This is a genomic window from Phenylobacterium sp., assembly GCF_031984885.1.
Taxonomy (GTDB): Bacteria; Pseudomonadota; Alphaproteobacteria; order Caulobacterales; family Caulobacteraceae; genus Phenylobacterium.
On the sequence record NZ_DAMABV010000003.1, the window covers coordinates 196,185 to 213,697 of the forward strand.

19 protein-coding genes are annotated in these 17,513 nt (G+C 70.4%); 7 read left to right on the plus strand and 12 right to left on the minus strand.

All coding sequences use genetic code 11. From position 1 onward, the window contains the following. Positions 1-87: 87 nt before the first annotated feature. Entirely contained in the window at positions 88-462 is a 375-nt protein-coding gene (locus RTL41_RS06625) for a hypothetical protein (protein ID WP_312162581.1), read from the plus strand. A gap of 17 nt (positions 463-479) precedes the next feature. Here RTL41_RS06625 and RTL41_RS06630 read toward each other — a convergent pair whose 3' ends face one another. From RTL41_RS06630 to RTL41_RS06650, 5 genes are all read right to left on the minus strand, one after another. Next, positions 480-899, minus strand: a complete 420-nt coding sequence (locus tag RTL41_RS06630) for a thioesterase family protein (protein ID WP_312162583.1) — start codon at positions 897-899, stop codon at positions 480-482. Beyond that, the gene (gene grxD / locus RTL41_RS06635; RefSeq protein ID WP_312162584.1) at positions 896-1,240 is read right to left on the minus strand and encodes a Grx4 family monothiol glutaredoxin; all 345 of its coding nucleotides are present in this window, start codon (positions 1,238-1,240) and stop codon (positions 896-898) included. Before grxD ends, RTL41_RS06630 begins: the two co-directional genes overlap by 4 nt. A gap of 74 nt (positions 1,241-1,314) precedes the next feature. Further along, positions 1,315-2,223 (minus strand): aldo/keto reductase, encoded by a 909-nt coding sequence (locus RTL41_RS06640; RefSeq protein ID WP_312162586.1) that lies wholly within the window; start codon positions 2,221-2,223, stop codon positions 1,315-1,317. 13 nt (positions 2,224-2,236) lie between these two features. Beyond that, positions 2,237-2,470 carry a BolA family transcriptional regulator gene (locus tag RTL41_RS06645; protein WP_312162588.1) on the minus strand — a complete coding sequence of 78 codons (234 nt, stop codon included), beginning with the start codon at positions 2,468-2,470 and terminating at the stop codon, positions 2,237-2,239. Between the two features lie 149 nt (positions 2,471-2,619). Next, a complete protein-coding gene (locus RTL41_RS06650) occupies positions 2,620-3,852 on the minus strand; it encodes a serine hydrolase domain-containing protein (RefSeq protein ID WP_312162591.1) in 1,233 nt (410 codons plus the stop codon). A 101-nt stretch (positions 3,853-3,953) separates the two neighbouring features. Here RTL41_RS06650 and RTL41_RS06655 point away from each other — a divergent pair, with 101 nt between their 5' ends. After that, complete coding sequence (locus tag RTL41_RS06655) at positions 3,954-4,934, plus strand: amidohydrolase family protein (RefSeq protein ID WP_312162593.1); 981 nt, start codon at positions 3,954-3,956, stop codon at positions 4,932-4,934. A gap of 1 nt (position 4,935) precedes the next feature. Further along, positions 4,936-5,415, plus strand: coding sequence for a CinA family protein (locus RTL41_RS06660; protein ID WP_312162596.1), 480 nt, complete (start codon positions 4,936-4,938; stop codon positions 5,413-5,415). On the opposite strand, the gene RTL41_RS06665 is transcribed toward RTL41_RS06660, so the two are convergent. The 3 genes from RTL41_RS06665 to RTL41_RS06675 all read right to left on the minus strand — a co-directional run bounded on the left by RTL41_RS06665 (position 5,412) and on the right by RTL41_RS06675 (position 8,596). Next, positions 5,412-5,837 (minus strand): hypothetical protein, encoded by a 426-nt coding sequence (locus tag RTL41_RS06665; RefSeq protein WP_312162598.1) that lies wholly within the window; start codon positions 5,835-5,837, stop codon positions 5,412-5,414. The two genes, RTL41_RS06660 and RTL41_RS06665, sit on opposite strands and share 4 nt — an antisense overlap. Further along, entirely contained in the window at positions 5,837-8,038 is a 2,202-nt protein-coding gene (gene purL / locus RTL41_RS06670; RefSeq protein ID WP_312162601.1) for a phosphoribosylformylglycinamidine synthase subunit PurL, read from the minus strand. Before purL ends, RTL41_RS06665 begins: the two co-directional genes overlap by 1 nt. Before the next feature lie 108 nt (positions 8,039-8,146). Continuing rightward, positions 8,147-8,596 carry a globin domain-containing protein gene (locus RTL41_RS06675; RefSeq protein WP_312162603.1) on the minus strand — a complete coding sequence of 150 codons (450 nt, stop codon included), beginning with the start codon at positions 8,594-8,596 and terminating at the stop codon, positions 8,147-8,149. A gap of 86 nt (positions 8,597-8,682) precedes the next feature. Between RTL41_RS06675 and RTL41_RS06680 the strand changes: the two genes are divergently transcribed. Continuing rightward, positions 8,683-9,123: an Rrf2 family transcriptional regulator gene (locus RTL41_RS06680; protein ID WP_312162606.1), complete on the plus strand. Its 441-nt coding sequence runs from the start codon at positions 8,683-8,685 to the stop codon at positions 9,121-9,123. Here RTL41_RS06680 and RTL41_RS06685 read toward each other — a convergent pair. Together RTL41_RS06685 and RTL41_RS06690 are read right to left on the minus strand one after the other, a co-directional pair. Then, positions 9,120-9,515 (minus strand): hypothetical protein, encoded by a 396-nt coding sequence (locus RTL41_RS06685; RefSeq protein ID WP_312162608.1) that lies wholly within the window; start codon positions 9,513-9,515, stop codon positions 9,120-9,122. The genes RTL41_RS06680 and RTL41_RS06685 overlap by 4 nt on opposite strands. Positions 9,516-9,580: 65 nt before the next feature. Then, positions 9,581-10,162 (minus strand): TetR/AcrR family transcriptional regulator, encoded by a 582-nt coding sequence (locus tag RTL41_RS06690; protein WP_312162610.1) that lies wholly within the window; start codon positions 10,160-10,162, stop codon positions 9,581-9,583. Positions 10,163-10,283: 121 nt separating this feature from the next. On the opposite strand from RTL41_RS06690, the gene RTL41_RS06695 reads away from it, so the two are divergent. Beyond that, a complete protein-coding gene (locus RTL41_RS06695) occupies positions 10,284-10,880 on the plus strand; it encodes a TetR/AcrR family transcriptional regulator (protein WP_312162612.1) in 597 nt (198 codons plus the stop codon). Positions 10,881-11,006: 126 nt separating this feature from the next. Then, positions 11,007-12,719 carry an arylsulfatase gene (locus RTL41_RS06700; protein WP_312162614.1) on the plus strand — a complete coding sequence of 571 codons (1,713 nt, stop codon included), beginning with the start codon at positions 11,007-11,009 and terminating at the stop codon, positions 12,717-12,719. A gap of 83 nt (positions 12,720-12,802) precedes the next feature. Here RTL41_RS06700 and RTL41_RS06705 read toward each other — a convergent pair whose 3' ends face one another. Beyond that, positions 12,803-15,118, minus strand: coding sequence for a TonB-dependent receptor (locus RTL41_RS06705; RefSeq protein ID WP_312162616.1), 2,316 nt, complete (start codon positions 15,116-15,118; stop codon positions 12,803-12,805). A 333-nt stretch (positions 15,119-15,451) separates the two neighbouring features. Here RTL41_RS06705 and RTL41_RS06710 point away from each other — a divergent pair, with 333 nt between their 5' ends. After that, positions 15,452-16,273, plus strand: a complete 822-nt coding sequence (locus tag RTL41_RS06710) for a hypothetical protein (protein WP_312162618.1) — start codon at positions 15,452-15,454, stop codon at positions 16,271-16,273. A 12-nt stretch (positions 16,274-16,285) separates the two neighbouring features. Here RTL41_RS06710 and RTL41_RS06715 read toward each other — a convergent pair whose 3' ends face one another. Then, positions 16,286-17,470 carry a hypothetical protein gene (locus RTL41_RS06715; RefSeq protein WP_312162620.1) on the minus strand — a complete coding sequence of 395 codons (1,185 nt, stop codon included), beginning with the start codon at positions 17,468-17,470 and terminating at the stop codon, positions 16,286-16,288. Between the last annotated feature and the right edge of the window lie 43 nt (positions 17,471-17,513).

The following is a 17,513-nucleotide window of genomic DNA, read 5'->3' on the forward strand; positions in this document are numbered from 1 at the left end:
CGACGCCGACGACCATATCGAGATTGCGAAGGCCCCGGAGCGATCCGGGGCCTTTTGCTTTGCGCCGATCTGTGGCGGACTCCGGCGATGAATCGTCGACTGTTGCTGCTTGCGGGCCTTGGCCTGCTGACCGGCTGCGCCACCGCGCCGACGCTCCAGGCGTCCGCCGATGCGACGCCCCCCGAACTGGAGGCGGTGTACTCGGCGGCGGCCGGGCGCGAGGCCCTGACCATCCAGGTCGCCTCGAACGGCTGCACCCGCAAGGACGACTTCACCTTCTATGTCGAGCGCAGGGGGCCGGCGGCGAGCGTCGCGTTCGCCCGCAAGCGGGTGGATACGTGCCGTTCCTTCGCCATGGGCAAGACCGAGCTGCGCTTCACCTGGGCCGAGCTGGGCCTGGAGCCGTCGGCGCCGGTGTTCCTGCTCAATCCGCTGGCCGCCTGGACCGGGCCGGGAAGCTAGGGCGGCCGCCGGCGGTCTCAGACGAAGCGTTCGATGATCTCGGGGGTGACGCGCTTGGGGCGGCCGCTGGCCGCGTCGATCATGCACCAGACGGTGCGCGCCTGCGCACACATGGCGCCATCGGGGCCGTCGATGCGCACGAAGCGGTCGAAGCGGGGGCCTTCGGCGGCCTCGGCGACCCAGGTGCGGGCGGTGGCGGTCTCGCCCGGCATAAGGGCGCGGCGATAGTCGATCTCGTGGCGCAGCACGATCCAGGCCCAGCGGGCCTGTTCGTCGGCCGGTTGCCGCGACGCCCAGTGCGAGGTCGCCATGTCCTGGATCCAGCGGACATAGACGACATTGTTCACGTGCCCGTTCGCGTCGATGTCCGACGCGGACGGGGTGAACTGGAGCGAGAAGACCTGGCGCCCGGGAGGCGGTTCGAGCAGACGGCTCACGCCGTCAGGACGCCCTGTTCGACCAGGAGGGTCTTCAGCTCGCCGGACTGGAACATCTCGCGGATGATGTCCGCGCCGCCGACGAACTCGCCCTTCACATAGAGCTGCGGGATGGTCGGCCAGTCGGTGAAGGTCTTGATGCCTTCGCGCAGGGGCTCGCTCTGCAGGACGTCGACGCCGACGAAGTCCGCGCCGAGATGGTCGAGGATCTGCACGACGACCGAGGAGAAGCCGCAGCGCGGTTCTTCCGGCACGCCTTTCATGAACAGCACCACCGGGTGGTCGGCCACCGCCTTGGCGATGAAGTCGTGGACGGGGTTGGCGGTCGTGGTGTCGGTCATGACGAGGGCCTTTGCGGCGAGGAATTCGTCCCAGAGCTAGGGAGCCGGGGCGCTCGGGTCAAGCGGCGGCGAACTCAGGCGCGGCGCTGGGCCGCGATCTGGCCGAAGCGGGCCATCTCGATCTGGGCGGCGACGCCGGTCGGCAGGTCCCTGTCGGTGACCGCGGCCATGCGCTCGATCATGTCGGCGCGGCCGGCTTCGAGCTGGATGCTGGCGAAGGCCGGCTCGGTGAGCGCGAAGGCCAGGCAGAGCTCCTCGTAGGACCAGCCGGGGGTGTCGTGCAGGAAGCCGTAGGCGCCGACATTGGCCAGCGGCTCGGGACGGCGCCCGCCCCCCAGCAGGCCCCGGCGCATCGGCCGCTCGGTCTCGCCGCGGGCCGCGGGCGTGGCGTGCAGGCCGGTGGGGAACGGGTCGGCGCCGATCAGGGTCATGTTGGCGGCGGAGGCGTCGCGGATGCGCCGGCGGGTCTGCCAGTCGGACACCAGGTTGAAGGAGGTGGCCAGGACGTCGAACACGTCGCTGCTGATGCAGCGGTCGATGACGGGCCCCTCGCCGGCGACGCCGATCTGCAGGCAGACGCCGCCGTTGCGAAGGTCGGCCAGGTAGCTGTGGGCGTCCGGCGTCATGGTCTCGGCGGCGGTCTCGTCCATCATCAGCAGGTCGAGATAGCCGGCGCGGGTCCGCTGCAGGGCGGCGCGCACGTTGTCGGCGATGTCGCGGGCGGTGATCGCGCCGGCCGGATTGCCGCGCAGGCGCCAGGCCAGGAAGATCAGGCGGCGCTCGACCACGCTCAGCGCCTCGCCGAGGCCGATGGCCAGGACGTCCGAGCCGGCGGTCGCCTCGAAGCTGTTCACCCCGTTTTCCATGGCCGAGATGATCAGGGACCGCCACGCGCCCGGCGCGCCCATGTTCGGGGCGTCGCGCAACAGCAGGCTGACGGCGGAAACCGCCTTTCCCGATGCGCCGAAGGGACGGTAGCGCACGGGCCGGGACCTCTTAAGCCGGCGCTGAGGTTTCGAGGGCCAAGGCGTGCAACTCGCCGCCGACCTTGCCCTTGAGCGCGCCGTAGACGAGCTGATGCTGCTTGATCCGCGACAGGCCCGCGAAGGCCGAGGACACGATGCGCGCGCGGTAATGGTCGCCGTCGCCGGCCAGATCGTCGATCGCGATCTCGGCGTCGGGGAAGGCCTCTTTCAGATTGGCTTCCAGGTCGGCGATGGACATGGGCATCGGGGGAACTCCACTCGGCGAATCTTTCTGCGGCAGAAAGCTTAACAACCGCTGGATCGGGATATGGGTCCCCCTGCCGCCAGGACGTCAGATCGGCGAGGTCGGGGACGCCGAGATCGACACGCGGGTCGATCGGCGCCCCCGCGCGATCAGTCGACGATGGCCGAGTAGATCAGGCTCTTGAGCTGGCCGCGGAAATTGAAGGTGCCCGACGGCATGAGCTGGGTCATGAACACCACCGACAGTTCCTCCTTGGGGTCGACCCAGAAGATGGTCGAGGCCGCGCCGCCCCAGTAATAGTCGCCGGCGCCGAGCGAGGCGGTCTCGACCTGGCCCTTGGTGGCGGCGAAGCCGAGCCCGAAGCCGACGCCGTCATTGGCGGTTTCGGAGAAGCTGCCCAGGGCGATGGTCGACAGGTCCTGGCCGCCGGCCAGGTGGTTCATGTGCATCATCTCCAGGGTGCGCGGCCCCAGGATGCGCGCGCCGTCCAGCTCGCCGCCGCGGCGCAGCATCTCGCAGAAGCGCATGTAGTCGTCGGTGGTGCCGGTCAGGCCGCCGCCGCCCGATTCGAACCCGGCCTGGCGGGCGAAGGCGCTGGTCGCCGGATCGTCGATCAGCTTGAGCTTCTTGTCGGGGCCGCGCTGGTAGTTGGCGCAGAAGCGATCGACCTTGTCGGGCGCGACCGAGAACGAGGTGTCCTTCATGCCCAGCGGGTCGAAGATCTCGTCCTGCAGGTACTGGCCGAAGGGCTTGCCGGAGATCACCTCGACCAGGGCGCCGCAGACGTCGGTGGCCAGCGAGTACATCCAGCGCTCGCCCGGATGGTAGACCAGCGGCACTTGGCTGAGCTTGTCCAGGAAGCCCTGCATGGTGTCCTCGCCGCCGAAGGTGCGGACCTTGAGGGCGCGATAGAGCTTGTCGACCGGATGCTGGACGCCGACGCCGGGCAGGCCGCCGCCATAGGTCAGGCCCGAGGTGTGGGAGAGCACGTCGCGGAACGAGACCGGCCGCCGGGCCGGCTCGGTGACCATGGCCTCGTCCTCGCCCGAGACGTAGACGCGGGGCGCCTTCCAGGACGGCACGTAGCGGCTGATCGGATCGTTGAGCTGGAAATAGCCCTTCTCGTAGAGGGTCATCAGCGCGACCGAGGTGATCGGCTTGGTCATCGAATAGATGCGGAAGATGGCGTCGTCGGCCATCGGCTTGCTCCGCTCCAGGTCCATGGAGCCGAAGGACTTGCGGTAGGCGAGCTGGCCGCGCCGGGCGACCGCGACCTGGGCGCCCATGATCTTCTGCGGGCCGATGTAGTTGCGCTCGAGGTGGTCGGTAATGCGTTCCAGGCGCGCGGCGTCGAGGCCGGTCCACTGAGATTGGGCGTCCATAAAATTCCTCCCGAAGAAATGGCGGTCGTTCTAATTGGCGGGCATCATGAGCGCGCCGACGTACGGAAGCCAAGAAAAACGAGCAGGGGAGGCGTAAGCGCGTGACCGAAGAGATCATCGAACCCGACCTGCCGATCTGCGATCCGCACCATCACCTCTGGGATTTTCCGAACGGGCGCTACCTGCTGGACGAGCTGCTGGCGGACCTCGGATCGGGGCACAAGGTCGAGAGCACGGTCTTCGTCGAGTGCGGCGCCATGTACAGCGCCGATAAGAGCCGGCTGATGGCGCCGGTGGGCGAGACCGAGTTCGTCAACGGCGTGACGGCGATGTCGGCCAGCGGCCGGTACGGGGCGGTGCGGGCCTGCGCCGGGATCGTCGGGTTCGCCGACCTGACGCACGCGGACGTGGGCCAGGCGCTGGAGGGGCACATCCGCGCCGGCGGCGGCCGGTTCCGCGGCGTCAGGCACACCGGGGCCTGGGATCCCAGCGACGCCGTGCGCAACGGCCATACAAACCCCCCGCAGGGGCTGTACGGACGCGAAGACTTCCGGCGGGGCTTCGCCCAGCTCGCGCCCAACGGCCTGTCCTTCGAGGCCTGGCAGTTCCATCCGCAATTGCCGGAAGTGGCAGACCTGGCCGGCGCCTTCCCCGAGACGACGATCGTGCTGGACCATGTCGGCGGGGTGTTGGGCATCGGCCCCTATGCCGGCCGCCGCGACGAGGAGTTCGCCCGCTGGAAGCGCGACATGGCGCAGGTGGCGGCGCATGAGAACGTCGTGGTCAAGCTGGGCGGGCTGGGCATGGCGATCTGCGGCTTCGACTTCCACAAGCGTGAGCGCCCGCCGTCATCGGCGGAGCTGGCCGACGCATGGCGACCCTATATCGAGACCTGCATCGCGCTGTTCGGGCCGCAGCGGGCCATGTTCGAAAGCAACTTCCCGGTCGACCGGGTCAGTTGCGACTACGCCACCCTCTGGAACGCGCTGAAGCGCCTGGCGTCCGGCGCCAGCGCCGACGAGAAGGCGCTGCTGTTCCGCGACGTGGCGCGGGCCACCTATCGACTGGACGAGGAGCAATAGGATGCAGGCCTTGATGGCCCAGGCCGCTGAGCTGGGCGAACGGCTGAAGGCGGCCAGGCAAACCGTCGCGGTGGCGGAGAGTTCGTCCGGCGGCCTGATCAGCGCCGCGCTGCTGAGCGTGCCGGGGGCCTCGGCCTACTATCTCGGCGGCGGCGTGGTCTACACGCCCAAGGCCCGGGTGATGCTGATGGAGATCCCCAAGGAGGCGCTGGCCGGCATGCGTTCGGCCAGCGAGCCCTATGCGCTGCTGCTGGCCAGGACCGTGCGCGAGCGGTTCGGCGCGACCTGGGGGCTGTCGGAAACCGGCGCGGCCGGGCCGACGGGCAATGGCTACGGCGACGCTGCGGGCCATACCTGCGTGGCGGTGTCCGGCCCCATCGAGTTCGTGACCACGATCGAGACCGGATCGGCCGACCGCGCCGCGAACATGGAGGCGTTCGCGGCCGCGGCCCTGGAGCTGCTGGCGAAGGCCTCGCTCTAGCGCCGGTCGCGCCGGAACTTGGCCGCGTCGGCGGCGAGGGACGAATAGACCGCGTCGTCCGGGTCGGGTTCGGCCTGGAAGGGCAGTTCGCCGGCCACGCCGCGCAGGGCGAGCCAGAGCTGCGGCGCGAAATGGTCGAGCATCCGCAACGGGCGGCGCTTGTCGTCGGTGACGTCCCAGCCCTCGGCCTCGAAGGCGATCACCTGGTCGCGGGTCGGCTTGCGCTCGATGCGGTCCCAGCCCTCGGGGCGCGGCGCGTCGTCGGCCTCGTCCTGGGTGATGCCGAACAGGGCGCGCGACACCTCGTCGATCTCGGGATAGGTCGAGCGGGCGTCCGCGTCGGCGTAGCGGGGCTGCATCAGCGCCTTGTCTTCCAGGTCGCGGACGCCGGGCAGATCGATGAGGCGGCGGAGCTTGGCCATCAGTCGCCCATATAGGCCGGCATCCAGCCCTCGTGCTCGGCGCGCAGCCTGTCCAGCGGCAGGGTGAAGAGGCCCTCGACCGCCAGGTCCGAACCGCCGGCCTCGCCGACCACGGCCGCCTCCACGCCGGCCGCCTTGGCCGCCGCGAGGATGGGGGCGGCGTCCTTCACGGCGACCAGGTAGCGGGCCTGGTCCTCGCCGAACAGGAAGGCGTGCGCGGGGATCGACCGGTCCTGCTGCAGCGTGAAGCCGACCTTGGAGGCCAGGGCCATATCGGCTGCGGCGGCGATCAGGCCGCCATCCGAAAGGTCATGGCAAACAGTGACTTGGTCGGAGAGAATCAGGTTGCGGATGAAGTCGCCGACCTTGCGTTCCAGGGTAAGGTCGACGAGCGGGGGCGCGCCGGCCTCCTGGCCCTGAACCTCGCGCAGGTACATCGAGGCGCCCAGCTCGCCGACGGTCGAGCCGACCAGCACCAGGGCGTCGCCGTCCTTCATGCCCGCGAAGTCGGCGCGGTGCGCGTAGTCGGCGATCAGGCCCACGGCGCCGACGGTCGGGGTCGGCGGAATGGCCGCGCCGTTGGTCTCGTTGTAGAGGCTGACATTGCCGCTCACGACCGGGAAGTCGAGGTCGCGGCAGGCCTGGGCCATGCCTTCGATGGCGCGGACGATCTGGCCCATGATCTCGGGCCGCTCGGGATTGCCGAAGTTCAGGTTGTCGGTGATGGCGATCGGGTCGGCGCCGACGGCGGTCAGGTTGCGCCAGGCCTCGGCCACGACCTGCTTGCCGCCCTCGAACGGGTCGGCCTGGACATAGCGCGGGGTGCAGTCGGAGGTGACGGCCAGGGCCTTCTTCGTGCCGTGCACGCGCACGATGCCGGCGTCGGCCCCGGTGGAGGAGTCCTCCAGGGTGTCGGCCATGACGTGGCGGTCGTACTGCTCCCACAGCCAGCGCTTGGAGGCCATGTCGGGGGCGCTCATCAGCCTGACCACGGCGTCGGCGTAGTCGGCCGGGGCCGCGACCTCGGCCGCCGTCAGGCGCGGAAGCTGCGGCGAGGCGACCCACGGGCGGTCATAGAGCGGGGCGTCGTCGAACAGCGGGGCCAGCGGCACGTCGCAGACGACCTCGCCCTTGTGCTTCAGGACCAGGTGTCCGGTGTCGGTGGTGCGGCCGATCGTGGCGGCGTCCAGGCCCCACTTCTCGAAGATCCGGCGGCCGTCTTCCTCGCGGCCGGGCTTGAGGATCGCCAGCATGCGCTCCTGGCTTTCCGACAGCATCATCTCGTAGGCGCTCATGCCCTCTTCGCGCTGGGGCACGTCGTCGAGGATCAGCTCGATGCCGACCCCGCCCTTGCCGGCCATCTCGACCGAGGAGGAGGTGAGGCCCGCCGCGCCCATGTCCTGGATGGCGGCGACGGCGCCCGAGGCCATCAGTTCGAGGGTGGCTTCGATCAGCAGCTTCTCGGCGAAGGGGTCGCCGACCTGCACGGTCGGGCGCTTCTCGTCCGAGGCGTCGTCGAACTCGGCCGAGGCCATGGTCGCGCCGTGGATGCCGTCGCGGCCGGTCTTGGAGCCGAAATAGACCACCGGCAGGCCGGGCGCCGGGGCGGCCGAGTAGAAGATCTTGTCGGCGTCGGCCAGGCCCACGCACATGGCGTTGACCAGGATGTTGCCGTCATAGCCGCGGTGGAAGTTGGTCTCGCCGGCGACGGTGGGCACGCCCACGCAGTTGCCGTAGCCGCCGATGCCGCTGACCACGCCCGACACCAGGCGCTTGGTCTTGGGGTGCGACGGATCGCCGAAGCGCAGGGCGTTGAGCAGCGCCACCGGGCGCGCGCCCATGGTGAAGACGTCGCGCATGATGCCGCCGACGCCGGTCGCCGCGCCCTGATAGGGCTCGATGTAGGAGGGGTGGTTGTGGCTCTCCATCTTGAAGATGCAGGCCTGGCCGTCGCCGATGTCGATCACCCCGGCGTTCTCGCCCGGGCCGCAGATCACGCGCGGGCCCGAGGTCGGGAACTTGCCCAGGTGCTTCTTGCTGGACTTGTAGGAGCAGTGCTCCGACCACATCACCGAGAACACGCCCAGCTCAACCTCGTTGGGCTCGCGGTTCAGGCGTTGCAGGATGACGTCGTATTCTTCCGACTTAAGGCCGTACTCGGCGGCGGTTTCGCGGAGGGTCTTGCCAGGCTGAGCGCTCATGGGCGCGCATATAGCGGGACTCTGGCGTCAGGGGGAGGGGGTGCGGGAAACTGCGGCGACCTGGGCGCAGTCGGCGCCGACCGGGAAGGCCGACGCCGGCAAGCGTGGTCAGGCCGCCTGCGCGTCCTCATAGGCTTGGGCTTCGGCGGCGATGAGGATGTCGGCCAGCATCCAATAGGCCTCGCCCCAGGCGGCCAGCACCTCGTCCGTGGCGACGTCCGCGCCCAGCACCTCGCGGATCGCCGGCAGCAGGGCGTTGGCCACGTGCGGGTAGTGCTCGGGCTTCACGCCGGTGTCCACGTGGCGGGCGACCATGCTCTGCACCGCCGGGCCGAGGTTCTCGAGCCGGTCGATGTTCTTGGCGTAGGCGAGGATGGCGCCGGCCAGACGGCGCGGCTGCTCGCCGCTGGCCTGGGCGGCGCGATCGAACATCGCCGCGATCTCCGCATTCTCGAACAGGCGCGCGTACATCGCCGTGGTGATCGCCAGGCCGTGCTGCTGGAGGGCGGGCGCGGTGGACTTGACGATGGCCATGGCCTGGGCGGAAGCGACGCGCATATCGAGACTCCTTAAAAGCGGTAATTAAAAAGCCGGTATTATATGTGCTTGATTGCGGCAAGCGCATTTTCCACACTGGCCACGGCATGCAGCTCACCCAGCACACCGATTTCGGCCTGCGCCTCCTGATCGTCCTGGCGCGGATGGACGGCGGGCCGATCTCCCTGCCCAGCTTCGCGTCCGAGCAGCGGCTGTCCTACAATCACGTGTCCAAGGTCGCCCAGGCGCTGGTGCGGGCCGGGTTCATCAGGAGCCTGCGCGGACGCAACGGCGGCGTCGCCCTGGCCCGGGCGCCCTCGGAGATCACCGTGGGCGACGTCGTGCGGGCGCTGGAGCCGGGCATGCGGATGGCCGACTGCGCCAATTGCGAGCTGCGGCTGGGCTGCGAGACCAGCAGCATCCTCGCCGACGCCGTGGCGGCGTTCATGGCCGTCCTTGACCGGACGTCGCTGGCGCAGGCGGCGCAATCGGCGCGGCCGGCCTTTGCGGCATGGACGGCTGGCCGGGGCGCCGCGCCGCCGGCCTAGATTGCGTTCGCGCGGCCGAGCAGGGTCCTGGCCGCCACGATCGTCAGGATAAGCGGCAGGCCCCACAGGAACAGCTTGATCGCGACGACCAGCCCCTGGTTCGCCTCCCAGGCGACGCCCTGGAGCTGGGCCTCCAGTTGCTTGAGGAAGCTCGAGGACATCATGCCGGTCGTGTAGGCGCTGGCGGCGAGCATGATGAGCCATCCGGCGGGCCGGCTGCGCAGCACGGCGAAGGCGGCCCACAGCAGCAGGGCGCCGGCGACATAGTCCTCCAGCAGCGTCACCGGCGTCGTCAGCCAGGCGCCGAGGCCGCGGCGGGCGGTCTCAAGGACCGGGAACAGGACGCCGAGGAGGGCGGCGGACGGAACAGCGAAGCGGGCGGCGGGCGACATCGGGACCTCCAGTCTCTATTTCATGCACCGTGAATGAAATAGAAGCGCGGCGCAACGGCGTTCGCTCAAGGCCGGGCGGCGAGCCGTGCGATCATCGCCTCCAGCGCCGCGCGCGGCCGCGGATCGCCCGCGCCCTGGGCCAGGGCCGCCTGGACGCCGGCGCCGAGCAGCACCTCGGCGTGGCCGGCGACCTCATGCTCGGAGATCAGGCCGCCCTCGACCCAATGGCCCAGCGCGTGATGCAGCAGCGGCTCGAAGGCCCGGCGCAGGCCCTCGCGCCAGTCGTTCCAACCGAGCACCACCGGCGCCTCGACGAACAGCAGCCGTCGTCGGCGCGGGTCGAGGGCCAGGTCCATGAGCACGCCGACGCCCTCGCCCAGCTCGGCGACCGAATGGGCCCGCTCCATCGTCTGGTCGGCGATGAGGCGGGCGGTCTCCTGGAGGACGTGGTCGAAGGCGGCCGCGAACAGCCCCTTCTTGCCGCCGAACTGATACTGCAGCGCGCCCCGGGTCAGGTCCGCCCGCCGCGCGATGGCGTCTTCGCTGAGCGCGTCGAAGCCGTGTTCGCCGAAGGCCGCGATCCCCGCCTCGAGCAGGCTGGCGCGGGTGGCGTCGGACCATCGGCGGGGCGCTCGTTCCTTCGACATTCCGACGAGATGGAGCCGGGGCGCGCCTCAAGTCAACGCCGCGGCCCGAGCGTCCTGCCGGCGCCGAGGGCGGGGACTTGACGGCCTGGGGCGAGGCGGGCCTCTAGGAGGCATGAGTCCTATGGAAACCAAGGCGGCCGAGCCGGCGCGCAGAGGCCGCGGCCGTCCGCGCGACAGCGGCCTGCAGGAGCGGATCAAGACGGCCGCCCTGACCGTGCTGGCGCGGCACGGCTTCTCGGGCATGACGCTGGACCGGGTCTGCGCCGAGGCCGGGGTGACCAAGGCGACCTTCTACCGCCGCTGGGACACGCCGACCGCCTGCGTGGTGGAGGCGTTCCTCGAGGTCTGGAACGAGGCGGAGTTCAAGGACACCGGCGCGCCGGCCGACGACCTGGAAGCCTTCGCCCACAAGCTCATCGAGCTCTACAGCCATTCGCAGCTCGGCGCGTGCTCGGTGGCGCTGCAGACCGAGGGGCGGGTGAACAGGGAGATCGGCGCGGCGCTGAACGCCGCTGCGCAGTTCCGGCGAACGCGGAACAGCGGTGGGCTGCAACAGGCGCTGGACCGGATGCCCGGCCCGCCGGCGCTTTCGGCGGGCGTGATCCTCAATGTTCTCAACGGTGTCGCGCGCAACATCCATTCGCTGAACTGGCCGGTGAGCGACGAGGAACTGCGGGTGCTGATCCAGAGCCTGCTGACGCCGCCCGGCGCGCGCTGAATTACGATACTATGGAGTTGACATAATATCGGCGCAGGCCGAAACCTGCGGCGGAGGGCGGCGCTGGCCGTCTGCACGAGGCCCCGCTCGCAGCCTCGGCGGGCGGATCGTATCCGGGAACCCGCCATGATCCACCGCCGCGTCCTGCTCACCTCCCTGCTCGCGTCCACGGCTTTCGCGCGCGTGGCTGCGGCGGCGCCGCGGCCGACCTCCAGGCCGCCGAACATCGTCACCATCGTGCTCGACGACGTGGGCTTCTCCGACCTGGGCTGCTTCGGGGCCGAGATCCGCACGCCGAACATCGACCGGCTGGCCAGCCGCGGCCTGCGCTACAACCGGTTCGACACCAAGGCGGTGTGCTCGACGACGCGGGCGGCGATGTTCACTGGCCGCAACGGCCATACGGTCAACATGCCCGACGTTCCCGACCTGAGCATGGCCGCGCCGGCCGGCGCCTTCCCGAAGACCGCGTTCCATATCCCGCAGAACGCCCAGAACCTGGCCCAGGCCCTGAAGGGCGCCGGCTACGCCAACTGGATCGTCGGCAAGTGGCACCTGATCCCCAAGCAGCAATTGGGCGAGGGAACCGAGCGCGGCGACTGGCCGCTGCAGCGCGGCTTCGACTACTTCTACGGCTTCGCCCGGGGCTGGACGGACCAGTACCGGCCCGACCTGGTCGAGAACAACGACTACATCCATCCGGAGCTGCCGGCCGATTATCACCTGTCGAGCGACCTGGTGGACAGGTCGATCTCGCTGGTCGGCGAGCATCGGCGCAAGGCCCCCGACCAGCCGTTCTTCCTGCACCTGGGCCTGGGCGTCGCGCACGCCCCCCTCCAGGTCCCGGCCCGCTACGCCGACGCCTATGCCGGGGTCTACGACAAGGGCTGGGACGAGATCCGCCGCGCGCGCTTCGCCCGCATGAAGTCGCTGGGGGTGATCCCGGCCGACACCGCCCTGCCGCCCGCCAACGAGGGCGACCGGCCGTGGGCCGAGCTGAGCAAGGACGAGAAGGCGGTCTTCGCCCGCTACATGGAGGTCTATGCCGGCTTCATGGAGCATGCCGACGAACAGATCGGCCGGCTGCTGGGCTATCTGGAGCAGGCGGGGCTGGAGGAGAACACCCTCGTGGTCCTGTTTTCCGACAACGGCGCGGCGTCGGAGGCCGGGCAGGCCGGCGAGTTCGACGGGCTCTACCGGCCCAACGCCCTGACCCCGGCCGAGCAGCGGGCGCGGCTGGCGCAGCTCGGCGCCGGCGAGACCCAGGCGGCCTATCCGCGGCCGTGGGCGATGGCGGGGGTGACGCCCTTCCGCCGCTACAAGCTGTGGCCCTATCTGGGCGGGGTGCGCACGCCGCTGATCGTCTCCTGGCCGGCCAGGATCAAGGACGGCGGGGCGGTGCGCGGCCAGTTCGTCGACGTGGTCGACATCGCCCCGACCCTGCTGGACGCGGCCGGGACGAGGTTCGCCGAGGTGGTGGGCGGCCAGGCCCAACTGCCGGTCGCGGGGCGCTCGTTCGGGGCGACCTTCACCGATCCCAAGGCCCCGCCGGCCAGGACCACGCAGTACTTCGAGCTGCGCGGCAACCGGGCGATCACCGACGGCGGCTGGCGGGCGGTGGCCATGCACCGGTGCGGCAGCGCCTTCGAGGAGGATCGCTGGGAGCTCTACAACACCGACGTCGACTATGCCGAGAGCGTCGACCTGGCGCAGCGCCATCCCGAGGTGCTGGCGCGGCTGCAGCGGCTGTGGGCGCAGGAGTGGGACCGCTACGGCTCGGGGCCGCTGGCCCAGCCGCCGGAGCTGCTCTGCCGCTTCGCCCGGTACTTCAGCGAGTAGGGCAGGAAAAAGGGCGCCGCTTGCACGGCGCCCAGTCGGGAAACGATGTGGCCGGCTCGCCACGGGGGCGAGCCGGAGGCCGGTCAGAAGTGGACGCGGGCCTCGACGCCGACGCGGCGGAACGCGTCCTGGGTCAGGCTCTGGGTGTAGCCGGCGCCGGTGGCGCTGGTGTCCAGGAAGCCGGTGCCGATGCCGGACACGAACTGCTCGTCCAGCAGGTTGCGCGCGAAGACGGTGACGCCGTAGCGGCCGTCCGTGCTCTGCAGCCCGACGTTCAGGTTCAGCAGGCCATAGCCCGGCTGGATGGTGTTGGGGTCGCGGAAGGTGAAGAACACCGACGAGCGGTAGCTGTAGGAGATGTCGGCGGTCAGGTCGAACGGGATGGACTCCAGTTCGCGATTGTAGCTGGCGCCCAGGGTGTAGGACCACATCGGGGCGTTGGTGAGCGCGCTGCCGGTCACCTCCTGGCGCCCGCCGACGCAGCCCTGGGCCGCCGTCTGGCCGGGATAGCAGGCCGGGGCGAAGTCTTCGACCCGGGTGTCGGCATAGGCGACATTGCCGGAGAACTGGAAGGCCTGGTTCGGGCGGTACTGGGTCTCCAGCTCGACCCCGCGCGAGCGCAGTTCGCCGGCGTTGGAGAGGGCGAAGCTGGTGGTGGCCGCGTCGAAGGTCTGGGCCTGGAAGTTCTCGATCTCGGTCTGGAAGAGCGTGAGGTTGAAGATCACCCGGCGGTCGAACGGCGTGGTGCGCAGGCCGACCTCGTAGTTGTTCACCGTCTCGGGGGCGAGCACGTACTGGCCGGAATTGACGGTCGCGGCGCTGAGGTTGTTCAGAAGGTTGATCGCCTGGCCCTTGTAGCCGCGCGAGTAGGTCGCGTAGGCCATGACGTCGCTGTTGAACTTGTACTGCACGCCGAGCTTGCCGGAGAGGTCGTCGTCCTTGGCGTGCAGGTCCGGCGCGTCGAGCGCGGGGCCGCCGAGGCCCGGGACGGCGGCCAGCGCGCCGGCCGGGATGGTGCGCAGGAAGCGGGCCTTCAGCTCCTCGTTGGTGTAGCGCAGGCCGCCGATCAGGCGCAGGTCGTCGGTGAGGTTGAAGGTCGCCTGGCCGAAGGCGGCGAAGTTGCGGGTGCTGATCGCCCGGTCGATGAAGTTCTGGAGGTAGGCGCCGGCCGGCAGGACCTGGCCGAAGTTGCCGCGGATCTCGGTCGTCGTGGAGACGTCCTGGTCGAAGTAGAACAGGCCGGCCACGTATTCCAGCCGCTGGCCGGCCGGCGAGGTGATGCGCAGTTCCTGGGTGAACTGGTCCTGCTTCTGGTGGGCGCTGTTGACGTTCAGCAGGGCCAGCGGGCCGCCGTCGGCGTCGTTGTTGTCCTCGACCTCGAACGCCCGATAGGCGGTGATGGAGGTCAGGGTGAAGGCCTCGAACGTCTTGTTCATCTCGACCGAGGCGCCCCAGGTGTTCTGGTCGTTGAACGCCTTGCCGTCGAAGTTCGCCTCGCGGCTGTAGGGGCCGACATCGACGCCGGCGAACAGCGAGGCGCGGGTCGGGCCGGTCGGGCCGAAGTAGCGGGTGGTCGGCAGGATCGAGCGCACGGTGCTGACGCAGCAGTCCTGGTCGGCGCGGGTGTAGTCGAGCGTCGCGAAGAGGTCGAAGCTGTCGTCCGGGCTCCAGACCAGCTTGCCGCGCACGCCGTAGGAGTTGAGGCCGTTGTACTTCTTGCCGTCGAAGACGTTGGTGATGACGCCCTCGGATTCATTGTAGAAACCGGAGATCCGGGCCGCCAGCTCGCCGCTCTTGATCGGCACGGACACCGAGCCCTTGGCGCGGACCTCGTCGAAGGTGGCGTAGCTGATCGAGGCGTCGGCCTCGAACTCGGTCAGGTTCGGGCGGGCGGTGACGATGTTGATCACCCCGGCCGCCGCGTTCTTGCCGAACAGCATGCCCTGGGGCCCGCGCAGCACCTCGATCCGCTCGACGTCGTTGAAGTCGAAGAACGAGCCGGCGCTGCGGCCGATGACCACGCCGTCCAGGACCACCGAGACCGTCGGCTCGACGCCGTCCGAGAAGTTGAGGGTGCCGAGGCCGCGCACCGACAGGCCCTGGCCGCGGGTGTTGGCCGAGGGCGTGAAGGTCAGCGACGGCGAAAGCTGCTGCAACTGCTGCAGGCCCGAGACGTGGCTGTCGGCCAGGGCCTGGGCGGAGACGACGTTCACCGAAACCGGGACATCCTGCAGCCGCTCGGTGCGCTTCTGGGCGGTGACCACCAGCTCGCCGAGCGTGATGTCGCTGTCCTGGGCGTTGGCCGCCGGGGCCGCGCCCAGCGCGACGGCCGCCGCGGCGCTGGCCAGCAGCGCACGCTTCATGGCCGTGGATGAGCGCTTGATGGTGGTGTGGATCATGAAGTTTCCCCTGGATTTCTGCCCGGCGCGCCCGAGGCGTCCGGCTGCTCGCACAGCGTTATTTGGCCGAGCCTTCTCCCGCGGCGCTTATTATGTCAACGCGAAAGTATCGTAATTAAGTGGGGGAGCCTGGCGTCCTGGCGCCGGCGCCACATCACCCGCGTCGCCGTGACCTGAAGCGCGGCTCGCCGCGGGGACATCTGGAGGGGCAAGCGGCGAGGGCGGTGTTTTGCGGTTGGGGCCCGGCGGGCTAACAGAGGCGGCGGGGGCGCGAGTCGCCGCATTCTCGACAACCTTCGCCGCTTCCTTCCCCGGCTCATGTGGATTTCGCCGATGCGTCAGCAGTTCGCCGCGGTGGTCGCCCTTGCGGTGCTGGTCGCCGCAGGCGCCGCGCAAGCGCAAAACTCCCCGGCCGCCCAGCGGGTGCTGGACAAGGCTCGGGCGGCCTCGGGCGGCGCGGCGGGCTGGAACATGCTGCGCGGCGTGCACGAGGTCGGCGAGGAGGGCGGGGCGCAGGTCGAGCGCTGGCTCGATCCGCTGCGCTATGGCCTGCGCCAGGAGACCCAGGCGCAGGGCGGCGACAAGCTGGTCCAGGGCTATAACGGCGCGGCCGAGTGGCGGATCCTGGCCGGCGGCGTCGCGACCGGCTCCGACAAGGGCCCGTTCGTCGCCAAGGTGCGCTCGGAGGCCTTCTTCGGCGCCTACGGCTATTTCTATCCCAGCCGGTTCGACCTGCGCAGCTCGCACCTGGGGACCCGCCAGCATCAGGGCCGCAGCTTCGAGGTGCTGCGCGTGCAGCCGGCCGGCGGCGTCCCGCGCGAGCTGTGGTTCGACGCGCGCAGCGGGCTGCTGGCCCGCATGGTCGAGCACGACGGCGTCGGCGCGCCGCTCACCATCGAGGTGTCCGACTATCGCCGGGTCGGGCCGGTGCAGGTCCCGTTCCGGGTGGCGACCTCCGGCGGCGACCTGGCCGCGCCGCGCGAGCGCAAGCTGACGACCATCGACTTCCGCGTGGCCGACCGCGACCTCTTCAGCCTGCCGCCCGCGCCGCCGCCGAAGCCCGAGCCGGCGGCCGCCCCGCCCGTCGCGGCCCCGGCCCCGCCCACGCCGCCGCCGGAACCGAAGCGAGGCTGGCGCCGCTGGCTGCAGAGGTAAGGCCGCCGCGCTTCAGAACAGCAGCGCCTTCAGTTCGTCGATGACGACCTGGGCCGGCATGGAGAGGAACATCGCCGGCACGAACGGGGCGAGGGTGGCGGCGACCAGCATCACCAGGCTGCGCGGGTCGACCGGGACGAACCGCATCCCATAGACGTTGGAGACCACCTGATAGAGGTCGGTGGCGGCGGAGAAGTCCGGCTCAGACAGCATCGGGCGGCCGGGCGCGCCGCGAAACCAGTTCCGCTCGAACTGGACGCCCATGTCGGTCGCCAGGACCCCGTAGCGCAGGGCCCCCTGCCGCCAGGCCTGCATCAGCGGCCTCATGAAGAACAGCAGCGGGCCGACGGCGAAGGCCAGGACCAGCACCACGATCCCCGCCATCAGCATCGGATCGGTGTATGGGGTCGCCAGGTCGTGCCGGTGCACATAGGCGAAGCGGCCGGCGACGATCGCGCCCAGCCCCATGCCGACGATGCTGAACGCCCTGACCGATTGGGCGAGGAAGCCGAGGCCGCCCGACTGGTCGGGGTGGGCCGCGATGAGCCGCAGGTCCAGTCGCGCGACGCTGCGCAGGAACCACGCCCAGTTGCCGATGCGCCAGGCCCAGCCGAGCAGCAGGGCGAGCAGCAGCGGCACGCTGACCATGGCGTGCCACCATCCGGCCGCCGACAGGCCCGCGCCGTCCGCGGCGACCTGCCACTGGGCCTGCCGCAGTATGGCCGGCTCGGTCAGGAACAGGGCGGCGACCTGCCCGTAGACGGCGATCAGGACGGCGGCCTCGGCCCACAGGGAATGCACCCGGCGCCGGGTGGCCTCCAGCGCCTGCGCCGCGCGCGCTTCGTCGTCCTCGCCAAGCAGGCCCGAGCCTTGGAAGTGGCGGGCGATGACGCCGAGCCGCCGCGCGCAGACGACGTGGGCCAGCACCAGCAGCGGCGCGGCGATGGCGTAGCGGGCGTGGACGCCGATGTCCTCGACGAAGCTGTGGAGAACGCCGGCGCGGCCCATCGCGATGTCGACGGCGACCAGCACCGCCAGCGGAAGCCAGCCGAGCCCCAGGGTGAGCATCGTCCGCACCCCGGCGTTCGGTGCGATGGGCGAGGGCAGCCGCGCCAGGGCCGTCAGCCGCCGGGGCGGGCCGCCCTCGAAGATCGTTTCGGCGCCGATGACCGGCGAGATCGATGGCTGCTGGGCCACGCCGCGTTCCCGTGCTGGTGCGCGGGAAGCTTGGGCGCGGGCC

Coding starts and splice junctions, on each gene's coding strand:
- RTL41_RS06625 (WP_312162581.1), top strand. CDS start 88: ATGAATCGTCGACTGTTGCTGCTTGCGGGCCTTGGCCTGCTGACCGGC.
- grxD (WP_312162584.1), bottom strand. CDS start 1,240: ATGACCGACACCACGACCGCCAACCCCGTCCACGACTTCATCGCCAAG.
- RTL41_RS06645 (WP_312162588.1), bottom strand. CDS start 2,470: ATGCCCATGTCCATCGCCGACCTGGAAGCCAATCTGAAAGAGGCCTTC.
- RTL41_RS06650 (WP_312162591.1), bottom strand. CDS start 3,852: ATGGACGCCCAATCTCAGTGGACCGGCCTCGACGCCGCGCGCCTGGAA.
- RTL41_RS06660 (WP_312162596.1), top strand. CDS start 4,936: ATGCAGGCCTTGATGGCCCAGGCCGCTGAGCTGGGCGAACGGCTGAAG.
- RTL41_RS06665 (WP_312162598.1), bottom strand. CDS start 5,837: ATGGCCAAGCTCCGCCGCCTCATCGATCTGCCCGGCGTCCGCGACCTG.
- purL (WP_312162601.1), bottom strand. CDS start 8,038: ATGAGCGCTCAGCCTGGCAAGACCCTCCGCGAAACCGCCGCCGAGTAC.
- RTL41_RS06675 (WP_312162603.1), bottom strand. CDS start 8,596: ATGCGCGTCGCTTCCGCCCAGGCCATGGCCATCGTCAAGTCCACCGCG.
- RTL41_RS06680 (WP_312162606.1), top strand. CDS start 8,683: ATGCAGCTCACCCAGCACACCGATTTCGGCCTGCGCCTCCTGATCGTC.
- RTL41_RS06685 (WP_312162608.1), bottom strand. CDS start 9,515: ATGTCGCCCGCCGCCCGCTTCGCTGTTCCGTCCGCCGCCCTCCTCGGC.
- RTL41_RS06690 (WP_312162610.1), bottom strand. CDS start 10,162: ATGTCGAAGGAACGAGCGCCCCGCCGATGGTCCGACGCCACCCGCGCC.
- RTL41_RS06695 (WP_312162612.1), top strand. CDS start 10,284: ATGGAAACCAAGGCGGCCGAGCCGGCGCGCAGAGGCCGCGGCCGTCCG.
- RTL41_RS06700 (WP_312162614.1), top strand. CDS start 11,007: ATGATCCACCGCCGCGTCCTGCTCACCTCCCTGCTCGCGTCCACGGCT.
- RTL41_RS06705 (WP_312162616.1), bottom strand. CDS start 15,118: ATGATCCACACCACCATCAAGCGCTCATCCACGGCCATGAAGCGTGCG.
- RTL41_RS06710 (WP_312162618.1), top strand. CDS start 15,452: ATGCGTCAGCAGTTCGCCGCGGTGGTCGCCCTTGCGGTGCTGGTCGCC.